At 68.1% G+C, this 19,565-nt stretch carries 18 protein-coding genes; 5 read left to right on the forward strand and 13 right to left on the reverse strand.

Going from position 1 to position 19,565, the window contains the following annotated elements:
• Positions 1 to 71: 71 nt before the first annotated feature.
• The 6 genes from ACFV15_RS12740 to ACFV15_RS12765 form a co-directional block, all read right to left on the reverse strand.
• On the reverse strand, positions 72 to 902 hold the full coding sequence (locus ACFV15_RS12740; RefSeq protein WP_378350359.1) for a DUF72 domain-containing protein: 831 nt from the start codon (positions 900 to 902) through the stop codon (positions 72 to 74).
• 47 nt (positions 903 to 949) lie between these two features.
• Positions 950 to 1,705, reverse strand: coding sequence for a DUF4253 domain-containing protein (locus ACFV15_RS12745; protein ID WP_378350360.1), 756 nt, complete (start codon positions 1,703 to 1,705; stop codon positions 950 to 952).
• Positions 1,706 to 1,831: 126 nt separating this feature from the next.
• The gene (locus ACFV15_RS12750) at positions 1,832 to 2,314 is read right to left on the reverse strand and encodes a hypothetical protein (RefSeq protein WP_378350361.1); all 483 of its coding nucleotides are present in this window, start codon (positions 2,312 to 2,314) and stop codon (positions 1,832 to 1,834) included.
• Positions 2,245 to 3,240 carry a hypothetical protein gene (locus ACFV15_RS12755; RefSeq protein WP_378350362.1) on the reverse strand — a complete coding sequence of 332 codons (996 nt, stop codon included), beginning with the start codon at positions 3,238 to 3,240 and terminating at the stop codon, positions 2,245 to 2,247. Before ACFV15_RS12755 ends, ACFV15_RS12750 begins: the two co-directional genes overlap by 70 nt.
• Positions 3,237 to 3,569: a hypothetical protein gene (locus tag ACFV15_RS12760; RefSeq protein ID WP_378350363.1), complete on the reverse strand. Its 333-nt coding sequence runs from the start codon at positions 3,567 to 3,569 to the stop codon at positions 3,237 to 3,239. The genes ACFV15_RS12755 and ACFV15_RS12760 overlap by 4 nt, the downstream gene beginning before the upstream one ends.
• A 63-nt stretch (positions 3,570 to 3,632) precedes the next feature.
• Positions 3,633 to 5,279, reverse strand: a complete 1,647-nt coding sequence (locus ACFV15_RS12765) for a DNA repair helicase XPB (RefSeq protein WP_378350398.1) — start codon at positions 5,277 to 5,279, stop codon at positions 3,633 to 3,635.
• A gap of 82 nt (positions 5,280 to 5,361) precedes the next feature.
• Here ACFV15_RS12765 and ACFV15_RS12770 point away from each other — a divergent pair, with 82 nt between their 5' ends.
• Complete coding sequence (locus tag ACFV15_RS12770) at positions 5,362 to 5,946, forward strand: hypothetical protein (protein ID WP_378350364.1); 585 nt, start codon at positions 5,362 to 5,364, stop codon at positions 5,944 to 5,946.
• Here ACFV15_RS12770 and ACFV15_RS12775 read toward each other — a convergent pair.
• Together ACFV15_RS12775 and ACFV15_RS12780 are read right to left on the reverse strand one after the other, a co-directional pair.
• Positions 5,872 to 7,299 carry an FAD-dependent monooxygenase gene (locus ACFV15_RS12775; RefSeq protein WP_378350365.1) on the reverse strand — a complete coding sequence of 476 codons (1,428 nt, stop codon included), beginning with the start codon at positions 7,297 to 7,299 and terminating at the stop codon, positions 5,872 to 5,874. The two genes, ACFV15_RS12770 and ACFV15_RS12775, sit on opposite strands and share 75 nt — an antisense overlap.
• A 55-nt stretch (positions 7,300 to 7,354) precedes the next feature.
• Complete coding sequence (locus ACFV15_RS12780) at positions 7,355 to 8,323, reverse strand: ABC transporter substrate-binding protein (protein WP_378350366.1); 969 nt, start codon at positions 8,321 to 8,323, stop codon at positions 7,355 to 7,357.
• A gap of 198 nt (positions 8,324 to 8,521) precedes the next feature.
• On the opposite strand from ACFV15_RS12780, the gene ACFV15_RS12785 reads away from it, so the two are divergent.
• The 4 genes from ACFV15_RS12785 to ACFV15_RS12800 all read left to right on the forward strand — a co-directional run bounded on the left by ACFV15_RS12785 (position 8,522) and on the right by ACFV15_RS12800 (position 14,708).
• On the forward strand, positions 8,522 to 11,065 hold the full coding sequence (locus ACFV15_RS12785; RefSeq protein ID WP_378350367.1) for a nitrate- and nitrite sensing domain-containing protein: 2,544 nt from the start codon (positions 8,522 to 8,524) through the stop codon (positions 11,063 to 11,065).
• Positions 11,066 to 11,079: 14 nt separating this feature from the next.
• Positions 11,080 to 11,745 carry a copper homeostasis protein CutC gene (locus ACFV15_RS12790; RefSeq protein ID WP_378350368.1) on the forward strand — a complete coding sequence of 222 codons (666 nt, stop codon included), beginning with the start codon at positions 11,080 to 11,082 and terminating at the stop codon, positions 11,743 to 11,745.
• A 197-nt stretch (positions 11,746 to 11,942) separates the two neighbouring features.
• Positions 11,943 to 13,523 (forward strand): benzoylformate decarboxylase, encoded by a 1,581-nt coding sequence (mdlC, locus tag ACFV15_RS12795; protein WP_378350369.1) that lies wholly within the window; start codon positions 11,943 to 11,945, stop codon positions 13,521 to 13,523.
• 18 nt (positions 13,524 to 13,541) lie between these two features.
• Positions 13,542 to 14,708: an acyl-CoA dehydrogenase family protein gene (locus ACFV15_RS12800; protein ID WP_378350370.1), complete on the forward strand. Its 1,167-nt coding sequence runs from the start codon at positions 13,542 to 13,544 to the stop codon at positions 14,706 to 14,708.
• A 101-nt stretch (positions 14,709 to 14,809) separates the two neighbouring features.
• On the opposite strand, the gene ACFV15_RS12805 is transcribed toward ACFV15_RS12800, so the two are convergent.
• The 5 genes from ACFV15_RS12805 to ACFV15_RS12825 all read right to left on the reverse strand — a co-directional run bounded on the left by ACFV15_RS12805 (position 14,810) and on the right by ACFV15_RS12825 (position 19,286).
• Positions 14,810 to 15,658, reverse strand: coding sequence for an ABC transporter ATP-binding protein (locus ACFV15_RS12805; RefSeq protein WP_378350371.1), 849 nt, complete (start codon positions 15,656 to 15,658; stop codon positions 14,810 to 14,812).
• Positions 15,659 to 16,474 carry an ABC transporter permease gene (locus ACFV15_RS12810; RefSeq protein ID WP_378350372.1) on the reverse strand — a complete coding sequence of 272 codons (816 nt, stop codon included), beginning with the start codon at positions 16,472 to 16,474 and terminating at the stop codon, positions 15,659 to 15,661.
• A complete protein-coding gene (locus ACFV15_RS12815) occupies positions 16,471 to 17,241 on the reverse strand; it encodes an ABC transporter permease (protein ID WP_378350373.1) in 771 nt (256 codons plus the stop codon). The genes ACFV15_RS12810 and ACFV15_RS12815 overlap by 4 nt, the downstream gene beginning before the upstream one ends.
• A gap of 1 nt (position 17,242) precedes the next feature.
• Positions 17,243 to 18,223: an ABC transporter substrate-binding protein gene (locus ACFV15_RS12820; RefSeq protein WP_378350374.1), complete on the reverse strand. Its 981-nt coding sequence runs from the start codon at positions 18,221 to 18,223 to the stop codon at positions 17,243 to 17,245.
• A 67-nt stretch (positions 18,224 to 18,290) separates the two neighbouring features.
• The gene (locus tag ACFV15_RS12825) at positions 18,291 to 19,286 is read right to left on the reverse strand and encodes an ABC transporter substrate-binding protein (protein WP_378350375.1); all 996 of its coding nucleotides are present in this window, start codon (positions 19,284 to 19,286) and stop codon (positions 18,291 to 18,293) included.
• Positions 19,287 to 19,565 lie beyond the last annotated feature (279 nt).

Raw genomic sequence — 19,565 nt, forward strand, 5'->3', positions numbered from 1 at the left:
GTCTACCAATTACAACACCCCCCCAACCGCCGGGCCCCCGGGGGCGTTTGTTGGGGTTTTTTGGCCCCCGCTTATCCCCCCCCCCCCACCCCCCACGACCCCAAGTTGAGCTTGGCGGCGAGGGTGCGGGCGTCGCCGGGGGCCTTGACCTTCATGTCGTTGTCGAAGTAGACGTAGATGTCCTTGTGGCGGCGCTCGTGGATCGTGGCCGCCCAGTCGTCCAAGGCCTTGTCGCTGTAGCCGCTCGCGTAGAGTTCCTTGTCGCCGTGCAGGCGGAGGTAGAAGAAGTCCGCTGTGTCTTCGCGTGGGTTGGGGAACTTGCCCGCCGTGTCCGCGAAGACCAGCGCGATGTCGTGCTCGCGCAGCAAGGCAGTGCACTCGGCCGACTCGAAGCTCGGATGGCGGACCTCCACAGCGTGCCGGAGGCGGCGTTGCGGGCCAGGCTTGAGCCAGGGGTCGGTCTTGAGCTTTTCGTCGTGACGCTTGGCCAACGCGGCCGCGGCGCGGGTGGTGCGGGGCAGCAAGCCGAAGAACTCGGTGAGCCTTTCGGGGTCGAACCGCAGGCGCGGCGGGAGCTGCCACAGCACCGGGCCCAGCTTGTGCTTGAGCGCCAGCACTCCGGACGCGAAGAAGTTCGCCAAAGGCGTTTCGGTGTCGCGCAGCTGCTTCATGTGGGTGATGAAGCGCGGGCCTTTGACCGCGAACACGAAGTCGTCCGGGGTTCGCGTGAACCAGGTCTGGAAGGACGCCGGGCGCTGCAGCGAGTAGAACGTCCCGTTGATCTCGACCGTGTTCACTTGCCGAGCCAGGTACGGCAGCTCTTCCTTGTGTGGCAAGCCTTGGGGGTAGAAAGTGCCTCGCCAGGGCGGATACAGCCAACCCGACACCCCGACACGGATCACGAGACACCTCCTCCCCTCGGAGTAGCCCGCCCGGCCACGCCCGAAACTCAGGCCCAGGAGAACTTCCAGTGCCGCGAGTGCACCAGCCCGGCCGCGTATTCGCGCAGGTTTCCGGGCTGGCCCGCGAACGTGGGCAGGCTGAACGCGCGGTGCTCGGCGGCGACCGTCAGCGCGCGGCCCTGGCTGCGCGGGGGCGCGGACACCGAGAGCTCGAGCGAGTCGAAGCCGAGCGAGATGAGGGTCGCGCCGAAGCGCTCCTCCCAGCTGCGCAGTACGCCGGACAGCTCCGCGACCTGGTCGGTGAACTTGATCATGCCGGTCCAGCCGAGTATCGCCGGGATGTCGGCCGGACGCTCCGTCTGGACCAGGCCGAGGCGGTACTCCGCGTGCGCCGCGAGCACCGAGCCGGTGTTGCCCGCCTCGGCGAGCGGGTCGGCGCGGCGCTGGGGGCGGCGGGCGAGGCCGGGGAACTTGGCGCCGAAGGGGCGCAGGCAGGCGCCGTCGCAGCAGGAGGCGTCCCACCAGCGGTCCAGCGTGACGGCCGGGTCGACCAGGCCGATCTTGTGCCGGGCAGGCGCGAGCCTGCCTCGGTCGTCGATCCAGTCCTCACCGTTGACCGCGAACCGCTGGTCGCGCGGGATGAGCACCGGCCAGAGACCGGTGCGGTCGTACTCCGCGACACACGTCAGATACCGCGAAGACTGCGTCAATGGCTCGTCCGAGACCCACAGCCTGCCGTGCCAGTGTCCCGGCGGCAGGGTCTGGACGATCGGCGTGACCGGGCGGAACGGAGCGATGGTCATGGGAGGTCCCCTCGAACTGGTGTTCGGCTAGATACCTCGAACAGTAGTTCGAACCACCGACAATTTCCAGTCCGATCTTCGCTCACCTGTTCGGGTGAACGTCGAAAACCGCAGGTCAGCGCGGTGCTACCAAGCGTCTTCCCTGAACACGGGTTCCGCGGGTTCATCCTCTTCGACGGCCGGCGCCACCGTCGGTACGACCGGCTTCATCGACTGGGGGAGCAGCCCCGGGTAGTCGTCGATGATCTTCGCCTCGACCAGCGGCGTGTACAGCCCGCGCACCTCGTCGCGCGCCCGTGACGCCGCCAGCTGGACCGCGCTGAGGATCGCACGGGCGTCCACGTCGCGCGCGGACTCCAGCCGCGTCGGCATCCCCAGGTAGTCGACGGTCACCTGGACCGAGCCGTCGGCCGACGACGCGGTCCCGGTGACCTGCTTGGCCTGCGAAAGCACCGCTTCCAGCAGGCGCTCCGGGTTACGCCGGAGCGCCTCCTCCTGCCGTGCGCGGAACTCGTCGCGCGCCCGCTCGGCCGCGTCCATCAGCCGAGCGCGGACGAGATGTTCGACGGTGGCCGCGAGTCCGCCTCTTTCTTCTTCTTGGCCAGCCATTTGTCGATGTTGTCCGGGGTGTGCTCGGGCACCAGCACCTTGCCGGGATCGTCGTCGAACCTGCCGACGTCGACCGGGGTGGACGGCGGCGTCGGTCGCGACTCGCCGAGCTGCTGGAGCTTCGGGACGACCTCGTCGTTGATGCCGTTGACGAGCCGGGATTCGATCTCCCGGCACGCGCGCAGGTACTTGTACGCGATGTCCTGGTACTTCTCGCCGTCCAGCGACTCCTTGGCGGCCTCGGTGACGCCGTCGGCCACCGCCGCGGTCACCGCGCTGCCGAACGAGATCGCCGTCGCGATCGCGGCCTCGCTGGCCGCCAGGCTCACCCCGGCGGTCACCACGCTGAAGGCCGCGCCGACCAGGCTGCCGACCACGGTCAGCAGTACCTTCCAGCCGGACGCCTCGTCGTTCTCCTGCTTCTGGTTCAGCGCCGCGACGAAGTTCTGCGCGAGCTTGAGCCAGTCGGCACGGGCCGCCTTGATGATGCCCGCGTAGGACAGCAGGCAGGACGCGAGCGTCGACGCCGCTTCGCGCTCGTCGTTGACGAAGTCCATGATCTTGCCGCCGTACGCGGCGCACGCGGCCTGCGCGTCACCACGCCAGTTGCGGAAGATGTTGTTGCAGGCGCTCTGGAAGTTCTCCATGCCGTCGTCGAGCCCGCGCGCGTTCTTGACCAGCGTCTCGTAGACCTCGCCCAGTTCGTCCAGCGGCTGGCCGGACAGGACCTGCGCGGTGCGGAAGAAGTCGTCGAACTTCACGTCGGTCATCGGCAGCCCTTCCATCATCTGGCCGGTGCCGCCGAGACTCGGGGTCTCGTCCTTGACGGTCAGGAACCCCACCCACCCGGCCATCGTGACCAGGAACGGGACCAGCCCGCCAGCCTCGCGGAACGACACGTCGAGCTCGTCGAAGTCGATGCTCATCGGATCACCCCGGCGGCCTTGACGTTGCCGCCGGTGGCGTCTTCGACCGCGCGATAGGACCGCACGACGTCGTTCAGCGCGTCGCGGAACCCCTCCAGCGACGCGACCGCCGCGCGCTGGCCGTCCAGCACGGCGGCGGCCGACGCCGCGAACATCCCCATCAGCACGGGACCGCCGGTGCCGAGCAGCTTCGCCACATCGTGGTCCGCGATCGTTTCGACGTCTTCGTACAGCTGCTGGAAATGCTCCAGCGCCGGCTCGATGTCGTTCTTGATGCCGTTTTCCAGCTCGGTCAGGTCAGCCTCGAAACCTTCACGCTCGTCGCTCATGTACGCCCCCATCCAGGTCGTTTCCGAAACCTGGGACGGTGGCGAACCGGCGGCGGTTCCGCCTTACAGCGGACGCAGCAGGTCGTCGGCGTCGACGATCAGGTACGCGTAGCCCTGCTCGGCGAGGAACCGCTGCCGGTGCGCGGCGTACTCGGTGTCGACGGTGTCGCGCGAGACGACCGAGTAGAAGTGCGCCTGCCGCCCGTCACCCTTGGGCCGCAAGAGCCTGCCGAGCCGCTGCGCCTCCTCCTGACGTGAGCCGAAGGTGCCCGAGATCTGGATCGCGACCGAGGCCTCCGGCAGGTCGATCGAGAAGTTGGCCACTTTGGACACCACGAGCGTGCTGAGCTCACCGGTACGGAACGCGTCGAAGAGTTTTTCGCGTTCCTTGTTGGGAGTCGACCCCTGGATGACCGGCGCGTCGAGTTCCGCGCCGAGCATCTCCAGCTGGTCGAGATAGGCGCCGATGACCAGCGTCGGCTCGCCCTTGTGTTTCTCCACAATGGACTTGATGACCGCGGTCTTGGTGTCCGCGGTGGACGCGAGCTTGTACCGCTCCTCCGCCTCTGCCGTGGCGTACTGGAGCCGCTCGTTGTCGGTCAGCGTCACGCGGACCTCGACGCATTCGGCAGGCGCGATCCAGCCCTGCGCCTCGATGTCGCGCCACGGCACGTCGTACCGCTTCGGCCCGATCAGCGAGAACACGTCGCCCTCGCGCCCGTCCTCGCGCACGAGCGTGGCGGTCAGCCCGAGACGGCGCCGCGACTGCAGGTCCGCCGTCATCCGGAACACCGGCGCCGGCAGCAGGTGGACCTCGTCGTAGACGACCAGTCCCCAGTCGCGGGAGTCGAACAGCTCCAGGTGCCGGTACTCGCCCTTGGTCTTGCGGGTGATCACCTGGTACGTCGCGATGGTGACCGGGCGGATCTCCTTCTTCTCGCCGGAGTACTCGCCGATCTCCTCCTCGGTGAGCGACGTCCGCGCGATCAGCTCGCGCTTCCACTGCCGACCGGCCACGGTGTTGGTCACCAGAATCAGCGTGGTCGCCTGTGCCTTGGCCATCGCGGCCGCGCCGACCAGCGTCTTGCCGGCGCCACAAGGCAGCACGACGACACCGGATCCACCCGCCCAGAACGCCTCCGCGGCCTGGCGCTGGTAGTCGCGCAGCTTCCAGTCGCCCTCGTCGAGCGCGATCGGGTGCGCCTCGCCGTCGACGTACCCGGCGAAGTCCTCGGCAGGCCAGCCGACCTTGAGCAGCGCCTGCTTGAGCCGCCCGCGCTCGGACGGGTGCACGATGACGGTGTCCGGGTCGATGCGCGTGCCCAGCATCGGGCTGATCTTCTTGTGCCGGAGTATCTCCTCCAGCACCGCGCGGTCGGTGGTCGACATGACCAGCCCGTGCGCCGGGTGGTTGGCGATCTGCAGCCTGCCGAACCGGCCCATCGTGTCGACGATGTCGATCAGCAGCGGCTGCGGCACGGGGAAGCGCGAGTAGGTGGTCAGCACGTCGACGACCTGCTCGGCGTCGTGCCCGGCCGCGCGCGCGTTCCACAAGGCCAGCGGGGTGACGCGGTAGGTGTGCACGTGCTCCGGAGCCCGCTCCAGCTCGGCGAACGGCGCGAGCGCGATCCGCGCGTCACCGGACATCGGGTGGTCGACCTCGAGCAGGACTGTCTTGTCTGATTGCACGATCAAGGGGCCGTCGGTCACCAGTCCTTTATACGTGCCTACGACGATCACCTGGGAAAAGCCCCGTGCGAAGATGGTCGGATCGGGGATCGGGAGGGACACCTTGAGCACGAACGAACCATTCATGGCACCGGCGCCGTCCGTGCCGGAGGTCGAGATCAAGCGGCTGGCCACCGGCGCCAAGATCGGCATCGTGCTCGGCGTGGTGTTCGCGTTCCTGCTCAGTTTCGGTGGCTCGATGCTGTTCTTCCGGGTCGTGGCCGTCGCCACGGCCGTCGGGACCGGTGACTGCCTGACGCTCAAGTCCGGCACCGAAGGCCATGACTACGACTTCCGCAAGATCACCTGCTCCCGTGATGAAGCCATCTACCGGGTCGAGGCGAGGGCGCTCCCCGGCTCCAAATGCCCGGCAGGCGACTTCCTCAAGGTGAAGACGGCCGCCGACCACAACGAGCCACTGTCGACGCTGTGCCTGGCGCTCAATGTCGACACGGGCGACTGCGTGCGCAACGCCGACAGCGAGACGGCGGTCGAGCGCATCAGCTGCGGGGCGAGGGGCGCCGAGGTGAGGGTGGTCGTCCACCGCTACGCCGTCGAGCCGGACCTGTGCTCGTCAGGCGATCACATCCTGGTTTACGAGGGCCCCTACGAGCGTACGATCTGTCTCACGCCCGTCACCAACGCCTAGCTCCACGTAGCCATCCGGCCGGATCAGGAGCAGCTCGCCGTCGTACTCGCCGGTGGTCTTCGCACGGACCGTCCTGATCGGGCCGTCCGGCACGTCGTGCGAACCCAGGTCGAGACGCAGCCAGCGGCCCGGGTGCAGCAGGGTCGAGAGCGAGACCGGGCCGTCGGCCGTGACCAGGTCGAGGTCCGGTATCCGGCATGCGTCCGGGTAGCGCAGGCCGAGGCCGGACAGCAGCCCGGTCAGGTACCGGTTCGCGTCCGGCTGCCGGAACATCTCGGTGAAGATCTCGCGCAACGCCAGCACGTCCTCGCCTGGTGACGGCGCCGTGAACACCCGCTGGGCGGCGGTGTGCCGCAGCACCTGGGCGGCGACGGGGTGGCGCTCGTCGTGATAGCTGTCGAGCCGCGACGGGTCGCCGTGCACCGCCTCGGCGAGTTTCCAGCCGAGGTTGAACGCGTCCTGGATGCCGAGGTTGAGCCCCTGCGCGCCGAGCGGCGGATGGATGTGCGCCGCGTCGCCCGCGAACAGCACCCGGCCGTGCCGGTACCGCTCCAGCTGCCGGGTCGCGTCGCTGAAGCGCGAGGCGACGCATAGCTCGGCGAGTGAGGTTTCGTTGCCGTACAAGGCTTTCAGTGCGGTCTGCACCTCGTCGAAGGTGACCGGGGTGTCGCGCGGCGACTGTTCGCCGACGAAGCCGAAGACGAATCGGTACCGGCCTTCGGTGAACGGCGTGAGCATGCTCCAGTACCCGTTCGCCTGCCTGGTGATCTCGCGGAAATGCGCGATCTGCCTCGGCACCAGGTCCGACATCGTCGCGAGGCGGATGTCGGTCAGCGTGGCCACGTACGTGCCCGCTCGGCCGGGGAACGGCACGCCCAGCAGCTTGCGCACCGCGCTGTGCGCGCCGTCGGCGGCGACCAGGTAGCGGGCGCGGAAGGTCGAGCCCGCCTCGATGGTGACGCCCTCGTCGTCCTGCCGGACCCCCGTCACCGCGTGCCCGCGCAGCACGACCGCGCCGTCGCGGACCGCGCGTGCTTCGAGCGCGGCCTCGATCCGGTTCTGCGGCACGTTCCCGACCTTCGGATGCTTCGTCTGCCATGGGCCGTAGTCCAATGGCACCGGCAGCCCGCCGAAATGGCCGACCGCGTCGGGCAGCGGATCGCCGCCGATGGTGATTCCGCGCAGGTCGAACACCTCGAAGGTGCGCGGCTGCACGCCGTTGCCCTTGGCCATCTCACTGGTCGACGGCAGCTGCTCCAGCACTGTCACGCGTACCCCGGCCAGCGCCAGTTCCGCCGCCGTCATCAATCCGGCGGGCCCGGCGCCCGCCACCACCACGTCTGTTTCGCGCACGGCAAACTCCTCACACTTGGAGCAAAAGTATACCAAGTGCAAGAAGTGACCGAGGCTAGCTTGGTCGGCCGCTCCCTGGGAGCAGCGCCATCACGTCGAGCCGGTCGTTGATCAGCTTCTCGTTGTGCATCAGGTCGGCGACCCGCTGGAGCCGGATGCCGTTGAGCGTGGCCGGGTACGTCCCCAGCGCGATGAGCGAGGCCGTCGTCGCGTCGATGTCGGAGAACTTCGGCAGTGCCCCGCGCACGACCGCGGGGTCGTCCGCGCGTTGCTGCGCTTCGCTGAGCACGAGCCGGAACAGTGCGAGCGTCTTCGGGTTCGCCTGGGCGAACATTCCGCTCGACGCGTACCCGGAGACCGGGAAGTCGAGCGTGGCGCCGGCCGCGCCGTCGGCGAGGATGCGCGCGCCGAGCTCCTTCTCCGCCCTGGTGATGTACGGCTCGACCATCCAGGCGGCGTCGACTTCGCCGTCGGTTAATGCCTGGGCCATTTGATCGAAGGGCCGTTGTTCGAAGTGAATCTTTTTCGGATCCACTCCGGCCGTGCCCAGTGTCGATTTGGCGGCGAGTGAACCGAGATCATCGAGCATGTTGACGGCGATGGTCGGTGATTTCTTGGCGGCCGGTTCGGGATACTTCGACGAGGGCAACGTCACCAGCGCCATCGTGTTGGGGCCCGCCGTGTAGGCCTCGCCTTGCAACTGCAGCGCGGTGCCGCCCGCCGCGGCGCGGAACAATGCGACATCGCTGGCGAAGGCGACATCGAGCTCGCCTGCCGCGAGCTTGCCGATCGCGGTGTTCTCCTGGCCCTGCTCGACAAGGTCGACGCGAAGCCCGGCGCTGACGAAGCGACCTTCCTGGACCGCGAGCCGCAGTGGCGCAGTGTCAATAACGTTGCCGACGCCCACTCGAAGGGTTGTTCTTTCGAGTGAAACCGCCGCCGGGCCTTGATCATTGCCGAACATCGAGCAGCCGGTCATCGCCAGTACCCCGATGACCAGCGGAATCCCGATCTTTCGTGCCATCCGGACCCCTCAGCGGCCGAGCCAATATGCTCCTTGTGCTGGAGCTTAAGCGCCACTGGCAATAGCATCGCGGGCAGGCCGTACCACTAATGAGCGGCTTTCGGATCACTCAGAGTTTAACTACTCTGGAGTAGGTTCGAGGTGAAGCCCTCTATAGCCGGCCGCGTGCGTCACACGACGGCGGAAGAAGGAAGCCAGGTGAGCCGTCGCGAAAAGCGCGCCCAAGCGGGCGGCGCTGCTGGTGGCCGCTGGCGCCTTCGGAATTGGCACCTCCGTACGAAATTGTTCGTCGTGCTGCTGATTCCCGCGCTGGCGGTCGTGGCACTGGTGGGCCTGCGCGTCAAATCCGATCTGGACGACGCGAAGGCGCTCGCGGAATTGGCCGCGCGCAGCCGAATCGACAACACTGTTACGGAAGTAATACACCAACTTCAGCGTGAACGGGACCTCACTGTCCGCTATGTGGCTGCGGGCCGTAAGGGTGACGTCGGCGAGTTGCAGAGTCAGCGCCAGCGCGTCGACATGGCGATCGGCACCTTCGACCGGACGCTCGTCGACAGCCGTTCGCGGCTCGCCGCCAACGCGGCCGAGAGTCTCCGGCTCACCGAAGACCGCCTCGGGGTGCTGACCGGGCTGCGCTACTCGGCCGAGCATTCGCAGTTCCCGCCGGACGCGGTGCTGCGTGCCTACAGCGAGCTGATCGCGGGCATCCTCGACATCAGCGGCGCGTCGGCGGCCGACATCACCGACCCCGAACTCGCGAGGCTGCGCCTCGCCAGCAACGCGCTCGCCCGCACCAAGGACCAGATGTCGGTCAAGCGCGCGATACTGGCCGAGGCGCTCGCGCAGGGCAAGCTGACCAACGAGCGCACCCGCGCGCTGCTCGGCGCGCAGGCCGAGATCGACTCGGCGCAGCGCGACTTCCGCACGTTCGCGAACCCCGAGCAGCAGCGGATGTACAACGACACGGTGATCGGCCTGGTGGTCGACCTCGGCAACAACCTCGCCCAGTCGGCGCTCACCCGCGCCGAGGGCGACGGGAACGGCGATCTCAGCGGGCTCGACCCCAATGTCTGGGACACCTCGTCCACGTACACGATCAACCTGGTGCATCAGGTCCAGCAGGCGCTGCTCGTCCAGATGCAGGACCGCACGGACTCACTCGCCGCGGGCGCGCGGACGTCGGCGATCACGGACAGCGGGATCGTGCTCGCCGTGCTGCTGGTCGCGGGCGTGCTGTCGGTGATCATCGCCAGGTCGCTGCTGCGGCCGCTGCGCGTGCTGCGGCGCAGCGCGCTGGAGGTCGCCGAGCACCGGCTGCCCGCGGTGGTCGAAGGCATCCTCAACGCGCAGGAGCCGCAGCAGGAGAATGTGTTGCGGCGCCTGGAGGTCGCGCCGGTACCGGTGTTCAGCCGGGAGGAGCTCGGTCAGGTGGCGCGCGCGTTCGACGCGGTGCACGGCGAAGCGGTCAGGCTCGCCGGTGAGCAAGCTCTGCTGCGCGAGAACGTCAACTCGATGTTCGTCAACCTGTCGCGGCGCAGCCAGGATCTCGTCGAGCGGCAACTGTCCGTTTTGGACCGGATGGAAGCCGACGAGCAGGACCCCGACACACTCGGCGGGCTGTTCGAGCTCGATCACCTCGCCACCCGCATGCGGCGCAACAGCGAGAACCTGCTCGTATTGTCGGGCACCGACCTCGGCCGTACCGCCTCAGGCGCCGTCGTCGCCGACGAGATCATCGGTGCCGCGTTGTCGGAAGTCGAGCATTACCAACGCATCGAGCTCAACCCGGCACCCGAGATCGCGGTGCGCGGCGAGGCCGTCAACGACCTCGTGCACGTGGTTTCGGAGTTGCTGGAGAACGCGACGCGGTATTCGCCGGAGCAGACGATCGTGACCGTGGCGAGTTCGCTGACCCCGGCCGGCGCGTGGCGGATCGAGATCGCCGACCGCGGCGCCGGCATGCCGCAGGCGGAGATCGACCGGGCCAACAAGCGGTTGGAGAGCCCGCCGGACGTCGATGTCGAGGTGTCGCGCCGGATGGGGCTGTACGTCGTCGCGACGCTCGCGAAGCGGCACAGCATCGACGTGCGGCTCGCCGCCGCCGAAGGCGGCGGCCTGATCGCCACGGTGCTCGTACCGGCAGGGCTGGTCACGGAACCGCCGCCGCCACTGGAACTCCCGCCGCCGCCCATCGAGCAGCAGGCCGCCGTCGAAGAGGAGCCGCCCGCCTTCACGCCGCTGGCGCCGTTGCTCAGCGAGCCGGAGCCGCTGGTGCTGCCGACGGTCGTCGAAGCACCGCGCCGCGCGCCGGTCGTCGAGGAGTACACGCCGTCCTGGCCGGTCGAGGAGGAGCCGGAGTCGCACCACCTGGACACGGACGCGCCGACCGAGCGGATGCCCGCGTACCAGGACGTGCTGTCGCGCTGGTTCCAGGCCGGGCCACCGTCGCGACCGGTACTGGCACCGGTGGAGCGCGCGGCCGTCGAGCCGGATCCCGTGTGGCCGTCGGAAGAAGCCTGGCCGACGGAGTCCGACGCGGACTACGCGGGCGACAACGAGGCGACCTCACCGGCGCTGCCGATCGCGCGGACCTCCGGTGAGGAGGGCGTGCAGTGGCCGCCCGAGCCGATGCCGATACTCTCTCTTTCCCCAGACGCGGTGCGGGAGCGGATGAGTAGTCTGCAGGGCGGTGTCCGAAGAGGACGCCACGCGAGGGGCGACGAAGAGTCCACATCCTAACGACAAGGACGGCAATGACGGGCCTGCTCGAAGTCATCGCACTCGACGCGGCGGACGCCGAAATCGCGCAGGCGGGTGGGGCCGACCGGCTCGAACTGGTCGCGGACATGGCACTCGACGGGCTCACGCCGTCGCCGGAGGTCGTGCGTGACGTGCTCGGCGCGACCGACCTGCCGGTGCGGATCATGTTGCGGGACAACGGTTCCTTCGCGCCGGGCGACCTTCACAAGCTGCGCGGCGACGCGCTGCGGCTCGTCGATCTCGGCGCGCGTGAGTTCGTGTTCGGCTTCCTGACGCCCGACAACGAGATCGATTCGGTGGCGTGCCGCCTGCTCGCCGAAGACCTCCAAGGTCTGCGGTGGACATTCCACCGCGCGATCGACCGCACGCGTAACCAGCTGCGTGCCTACGACCAGCTCTCGGCGCTCGGCTGCGACACGGTGCTCGCGGGCGGCCACCCCGACGGCGTCGCCGCCGGGCTGCCCGTGCTGCGTGAGTTCGCCAAGCGCAGTGGTCCAGACCTGCTCGCCGGCGGTGGCCTGCGGCGTGAGCAGGTGGCCGGGCTGCGCGCGGACGGGGTGTTCGCGTTCCATGTCGGCAGCGCCGTACGGCCTGGTGGCTGGTCGTCCTCTTTGGACGTTGACGCGGTGCGCGAGTGGGCGGCACTGGTCAAAGACTGATCGGGACCGCTTTTTGCCACAAGGTCGCGTTTCTCGGATCGGGCACGCGATAGCCGCGCCCAGGTCGTCCCTGGCGGCGCCGCGGCATCACCCGAGTACAACCCGGTACGAGGGCGATGCAGCGGCACCGCCAGGAACAACCTGGATCACGACTCTCATCGCACCCGATCCGAGAAACGCGACCTAGAATGAGTGGCATGACGACTGTGCGTGACGTCACCCGCGACCTGCTCCGAGAACTCGGCCTCACCACGGTGTTCGGCAACCCCGGCACCACCGAGGTCGCGTTCCTCACCGATTGGCCCAGCGACTTCCACTACGTGCTGGCGCTCCAGGAGTCTTCGGTCGTCGCGATCGCCGACGGCTACGCGCAGGCGAGCCGCAAGCCGGTGCTGGTCAACCTGCATTCGGCCGGCGGCGTCGGGCACGCGGCCGGGCATATCTTCACCGCGTTCCGCAACCGCACGCCGCTGATCATCCTGGCCGGTCAGCAGACCAGGTCGCTGCTGCCGGACGAGCCGTTCCTCGGCGCGACCGACGCGGCGTCGTTCCCCAAGCCGTACGTCAAATGGAGCTGCGAGCCCGCACGCGCCGAGGACGTCCCGGCGGCGATCGCCAGGGCCTATCACGTGGCGACACAAGCGCCGCAAGGTCCGGTGTTCCTGTCGGTGCCGCTCGACGACTGGGATGTCGAGACGGACAAGGTGGTCGCCACTCGGCCGCGGATCGCCGGTTTCGCCCCGGATCCCGAGGTGCTCGCCGGACTCGCCGTCGCGCTCGACGCGGCCGAGCGGCCCGCGATCGTCGCCGGGCCCGCGATCGACCATGACGGCGCGGTGCCCGGGTTCGTCGCGCTCGCCGAGCGGCTGCGCGCCGACGTCTGGGCGAGCCCGATGTCCGCGCGCTGCTCGTTCCCGGAAGACCACCGGCTGTTCCGCGGTTTCCTGCAGCCGGAGCGGGGGATGGTCGCTTCGGCGCTGTCCGGGTACGACCTCGTGGTGGTGCTGGGCGCGCCCGCGTTCACGTATCACGTCTACCGCGGCGAATCGCCGACGCCGTTGCCGCCCCTGTACGTGATCAGCGACGACGAGCAGGTGCTCGCCCGCGCCGCCGAGGGCGTCGGCGTCCGCGCGACCGCACGGCTCGCGATTCAGGCGTTGAGCGGGCTTGTTAAGCAGTCTTCCCGGCCCTTGCCTGCTCCGCTGGAACGTCCGCGGCCGGTTCAGGGGAGCTTGATTTCGGCCGATTTCCTGTACGCGACGCTGTCGGAACTGTTGCCGGACAACGCGATCGTCGTCGAAGAGACACCGAGCCACCGGCCGGCGCTGCAGGCTCAGCTTCCGATCAGGGCGACAGACACCGGGTTTTTGACGGTGGCCAGTGGCACACTGGGTTATGGGTTGCCAGCCGCGGTGGGCGCGGCGATGGCGCGGCCGGAGCGCAAGGTCGTCGCGGTCATCGGCGACGGGTCCAGCATGTACTGCGTCCAGGCACTGTGGACGGCCGCGCGTGAGAATGTGCCGGTCACGTTCGTCATCCTGGACAACTACCAGTACGCGGCGGTGCGCATCCTCGGCGAGGCGAGCGGCGGGGAGAAGGTGCCGGGCGTCGACCTCGGCGGCATCGACTTCACGGCGCTGGCTGGCAGCCTCGGACTGGCGGCCCGTCATGTCGAGCGTCCGGAAGACCTGAAAACGGCCCTGTCCTCGGCACTCACCGATGATCGGCCGAACTTGCTGCACGTGCGCGTTGACCCGAATCCGGTTGCCCTGTATTGAGGTTGTGTGCAACCCCTCTTGAGCGCTGAACAGCGAGAACTGGTCGACCGCGCGGGCAAGCTCGCGGACGTGTTCGCCGAGCGTGCCGCCGAGCACGACCGCGAGAACACGTTTCCCTTCGCCAACTACGACGACCTCGCGGAAGCAGGCTTCCTGCGCCTTTCGGTGCCCAAGGAACTCGGCGGCTTCGGCGCGGGCCTCGCCGAGATCCTCCCCGTCCTCGAACGCCTCGCGATGGGCGACGGCGCGACCGCGCTCGCGGTGACCATGCACATCTCGCCGCTGGGCCAATGGGCCAACGTCTGGCGCCGCACCCAGAACCCGCGCCTGGAGGCCCTGCTGCGCCAGGCCGCCGAGGGCGGTCTCGTGTGGGCGTCGGTGACCAGCGAGATGGGCCTGCGCAACGACATGACCGACGCGCTCACCCGCGCGGAGAAGGTCGACGGCGGCTTCGTACTGACCGGCCGGAAAAGCTTCGCCACCAACACTTCCGTCGCCACGCACTGTTCGACGACGGCCCGTTTCGAAGACGCCGAGGGCGGGCCTCGGCTTCTGCTGTGCCAGATCGCGCTCGACCAGCCGGGCGTGACGATCCACAAGACGTGGAACACCATGGGCATGCGCGGAACCCAGAGCAACGACCTCGAACTCGACGGCGTCTTCGTCTCGGACGACCGCGTGGTCCACTCCCTTCCGGTCGGCCACTTCGACGCCCGAGTCCTCGAAACCGTATGGGCGTGGGCAATGCCCGCCTTCGCGGCCGTCTACACGGGAATCGCGGCAGGCGCGCTCGACTGGACGGTCCGCAGCCTGGTCAAGCGTGGCAAGACCGAAGACCCGGTACTGCAGGACGCGATCGGCGAGTGCCAGATCCTGATCGAGAGCTCACGCGCGCTGATTTACCGGCACGTCGACGAGGTCTCCAGTGGACGTTTGTTCGGCGGCGACGTCCAGGAAGGCGTCGCTCGCTGCGGCCTCGTGAAGTACGTGGCCAGCAACAACGCGGTGAAGGTGTTGCAGCGCTTGGTCGATGTCATCGGCGGGGCCTCTTACACGAAGGCCTTGCCTTTCGAGCGCATGTGGCGCGACGTGCAGGCCTCGACGTTCATGCCGATGGGAAACCTGGCCGCACGCAAGCTGATCGGCGCCTCGGTACTGGGCGTCGCGACACTCCCGACGTCGTAGAAGGCTCGGATGGGCCTGCGCACCTAGCCGATCCGCGTGAACGCCCCTTTCACAACGCTCAACGTTGTGAAAGGGGCGTTCACGTCGGCGGAACCGAGGGGTCAGGAGTCTTGGCGGGCCTTGGGGGAGACTTCGGAGCCGCGTTCGGCCAGGTCCCACTCGGCCGCGTCGGCGGCCGCGGTCTCGGCTTCCGGGGTCGAGCCGTGCAGGAGGCGGGCCACTTCGCCGCGCAGTGAGACGAACTCCGCCGATTCGCGGGTCGTGATCTGGTCGCGGTCGGCGGGGAGCGGGACCGGGAGATCCGCGACGATCGAGGCAGGGGACTTCGAGAGCACCAGTACCCGGTCGCCAAGGTAGACGCTTTCGTCGATGTCGTGGGTGACCACCAGGATCGTGCTGCCCTGCTCGCGCTGGACCCGCCTGGTCAGGTCTTCCAGCTCGAAGCGGGTCTGGGCGTCGACCGACGCGAACGGCTCGTCCATCAGCAACAGCGCCGGCTGCGACGCCAGCGCGCGGGCGATCGAAACCCGCTGCTGCATGCCGCCGGAGAGCTGCCACGGGAACTTCGAGCCCACGCCGGACAGGCCGACCGAATCCAGTGCCTCGAGCGCGCGCTTGCGGCGGTCGGATTTGCTCAAACCGCCCCAGCGCAAGGGGAACTCGACGTTCTTGGCGACGGTCAGCCAGGGGAACAGCGAGCGGCTGTAGTCCTGGAAGACGACCGCGAGGTCGTCGGGGACGCCGCTCACCTTGTCGTCGTGGAGCTTGACAGTGCCGGAGGTCGGCGGGATCAGGCCCGCGATGCACCGCAGCAGCGTCGACTTGCCGCAGCCGGACGGGCCGACGATGCAGGCCAGTTGCCCGGCTTCGACCGTGAAGGACAGATCGGAGACGGCCACGTGTGTGCCGTAGCTGTGGTTGAGGCCGGTCACCTCGAGCATGTTCGTCATCTAGTTACCCTTCGAGGCTCGCGCGGGCTGCCAGGCCAGCACGCGGTGTTCGACCATCAGTAGCAGCGAGTTCAGTCCGTAACCGAGCACGCCGAGCAGCACGATCCACGCCCACATGGTCGTGAGCTCGTACGAGCGCTGCGCGGACAGCAGTGAGTAGCCGATCCCGTCGTAGGAACCGAAAAGTTCCGAAATCACCATCAGGATCAGCGAAACCGACAGGCTCAGCCGCAGCCCCGCGAAGATCTTCGGCAGCGCCGCGGGCAGCACGACCATCGTGATCCAGTACGCCTTGGGCGTGCGGAACGAGCGCGCGGTCTCCTGCTTGACCGGGTCGACCGAGCGGACGCCGTCGACCGTGTTGAGCAGCACCGGCCAGATCGAGCCGAAGATGATCGAGGCGATCTGCATGCCGGGGCCGATGTTGAACAGCACCCAGAACACCGGGATCAGCGCGGGCGGCGGGATCGCGCGGAAGAACGCGAACAGCGGGCCGACGTAGTCCATGCCGGTGGCCGACCGGCCGAGTGCCGTGCCGAGCGCGACGCCGAGCACCACCGCGATCAGCCAGCCGCCGAGCATGCGGACCACGCTGGGCACGATCTGGTCGAACACCGTGTCCGTGAGGAACAGGTGCGACGCGGGCCCGGTGAACCACAGTTTCGCCGCGCTCGCCGCGATCTCGCTGGGCGGCGGGAAGAACAGGTCACCGGCGATCCTGGTCGCGACCTCCCAGACCGCCACCAGGCAGAGGAACAGCAGCCAATAGCGGGCGAACCCGCTCAGTCCTTTGCGGACACTCGTGGCGACGCTCATTTGACCGCCTCCCGGTCGACCGTGCTCCAGCGGAACAGCCTGCGCCCGAGTCGTTCGAGCCCTTCGTTGCTCAGGTACCCCAGCAGGCCCGCGACCACGGTCCCGGCGAGCACCAGGTCCATCCGGCCAGCGCCTTCGCTGACGCCGACCAGGAACTGGCCGATGCCCTTGCTGGCGCCTGCCAGGAATTCGGTGCTCACCACCAGGATCAGCGCGATCGCCGACGACATCCTGATGCCGGTGAAGATGAACGGCGCCGCGTGCGGCAGCGCGACCGAGCTCAGCATGCGGGTCTTGGACGTCCCGTACGAGCGCGCGGTCTCGGTGAGCACCGGGTCTATTTCGGACATCGCGTAGATGGTGTTGAACAGGATCGGCCACACCGAGGCGTACACGGCGAGCGTGATCTTCGCTTCGGGGCCGCCGCCGATCACCAGCAGCACCAACGGGATCAGCGCGACCGACGGGATCGGGCGGAGCAGTTCGACGATCACCTTGGTCGAGTCGCGCAGCCACTTGACGCTGCCGAGCAGCAGCCCGGCAGGCACCGCGATCACGATCGCGATGGCCATCGCGATCAGCCAGGCGAGCGCGCTGGCGATGACGTGGGCGAGGAACACGGGGTCGCCGAGCAGCTCGAAGACCCTGGCGAACACGGTCGTCGGCGGGGGCAGGAAGAGCGCGTTCACGAAACCGGCGCGTACGAAGCCTTCCCACAGCAGGAAGAACACGAGCAGGCCGATCAGGTTGCGCAGAAGTCTTGTCACGTTATCCCTGTGGAGCGAGCATCGGGCCGACGTCTATCCGGTTGCCGATGACATGGAACTCGAGCAGCTGGTCGGGGACCCGCTGCAGCCGTCGAGCGTCCAAGGTGGAATGGAAGTTGGGCAGGGTGACCAGCGCGGCCGTGTCCTGGTCGACCTTTCCGAATTCGACGACGTACGGCTGGATGGCCGCGCGGTCGGCCGACTCGTCGGTCGCCTTCTTCATCGCGTGCTGGAAGGCGGTGACGGTCTTCGGGTTGCCGGCGGCGAACTTCGCCAGCGCGCCGTAGCCGGCGATGGGGAAGTCCTCGGTCGGCCCGGTGGCCACGTCGGCGATCGGCACGGCGCCGATCGTCTTGGCCGCCTGGGTGATGAACGGTTCGGGCAGGTAGGCGGCGTCGACGTCACCGCGGCTCAGCGCCGCGGCCATGTCGGGGAAGGGGATGGGCGTCCACTTCACCTCGCGCTGGTCGACGTCATTGGCCTTCATCGCCGCCATCGACATGATGTGCGAGGCGGTGTTGAGCGCCGAGACGCCGATCTTCTTCCCGGCGAGGTCGCGCACCGATTTCACCGCCGAACCCGGCTTGGTGACGATCATGTTGCTGCGCGGGCTCGCCGACACAGAGTCGGCCACGATCTTGATGTCGGCCGCCTTCTTGTCCTGTGCCACGAAGAACGGCACATAGCTGGCGAACGCGAAGTCGGCCTGCCCGCTGATCAGCGAGGTCAGCGTGACCTGGCTGCTCGGCAGGGTGACGATCTCGAGTTCGAGACCTTCTTCTTTGAAGTAACCCTTTTTGTCGGCCAGGTACAGCGGCGCGAGATCGATCGTGGAGATGAGCGCGACCTTGATCTTGGGCTTCTCGACCTTGCCGCCTGGCGCTGGGTGCTCCTCTTTACCGCCTGGTTCTCCGCCGCCGAGCGCGCCGCATCCGGTGAGCGCCGCCGACAGCGCCAGTGCGAGTGCGACACGTCTGAGCACAGCGGATCCCTTCACCGCGACGGAAAAGGCCGGCGAGCCCGGTGAACGGGCCGGCCGGCCTTCCCGGTCAGGAAATGCTCGCCTGCGGGGCGATCATCGTGTTCACGTCGATGCGCGCGGTGATCGTGCCCTGGTCCTTCAGCAGGTCGGGGACCCGCTGCAGGCGCCGGGCGTCCAAAGCGGACTGGAAGGTCAGCAGTGTGGTCAGCGCGGCGGTGTCCTGGTCGATCTTGGCGAACTCGACCATCAGCGGCTCGATCTTCGACCGGTCGGCCGCTTCCTTCGTCGCCTTCTGCATGGCCTTCTGGAACGCGGCCACCGTCTTCGGGTTGCCGTCGGTGAACTTCGCCTGCGAGGCGTAGCCCGCGGTCGGGAAGTCCGCCGTGGCACCGGTCGCGGTGTCGACCACCGGCACGGCGCCGACCTGCTTGGCGGCACCCGTGATGAACGGTTCGGTCAGGAAACCCGCGTCGACGTCACCACGCTGGAGCGCGGCGGCGATCTGCGGGAACGGCAGCGAGACCCACTTGACCCCGCTGGACTCGACCATGTTGTCCTTCATGACGGACTTGGTCAGCGTGTCGCAGATGGTGTTCTCGCCGGTGATGGCGATCTTCTTGCCCGCGAGGTCCTTGACGCTCTTGACCTGGCTGTTGGGCATCGCGACGATCACCGTGCTCTTCGGAGCGGCCGAGGAGGCGTCGGCGACGAACTTGATGTCGGCCGCGCCCTTGCTCTTCGCCAGGAAGAACGGCGTGTAGCTGCCGTAGGCGATGTCGACCTCGCCCGCGATCAGCTTCTGCAGCGAGATCTGGCCGTTGGGCACGTCGACGATCTCGACGTCGAGGCCCTGCTCCTTGAAGTAACCGTTCTTCACGGCGAGGTGGAACGGAGCCATGTCGATCGTCGGCATCGCCGTGATCTTGATCTTCGGCTTCTCCAGGCCACCGCCAGAGGACGAGCTGTCGGAACCACCTAGTGCGCTGCAGCCGGTGACGGTCACCAGAGCGGTGAGTGCCAGACCGAGCGCCGCGCGTCGTCTGTACCCCCGGGAAGTGCTCATGGCATGTCGAAGCAAAGCCAGCTCCTAGCAGAATCAGGTCGCGATTCGCCCCCAAAGGATGCGTCGGCGCCGCGGACCCGGATGGATTGGGTGTGGTCCCCCTCATGCGTGCGCGCGCCCATGGGTGCATGGTCGGCGTGAGTCACGCGGCCACTGTAGAGACCTAACCCACTGCCCTACAATGGGTGTTTGAAACTTCCCTCTGCGTGGCCGAGGTCACCTGATCGGGAAGATCAGCAGGTCGGCGGCCCTACTGACCGTGTCACTCTGCGGGAATGT

The sequence above is a fragment of the Amycolatopsis sp. NPDC059657 genome, assembly GCF_042734395.1.
GTDB lineage: Bacteria > Actinomycetota > Actinomycetes > Mycobacteriales > Pseudonocardiaceae > Amycolatopsis.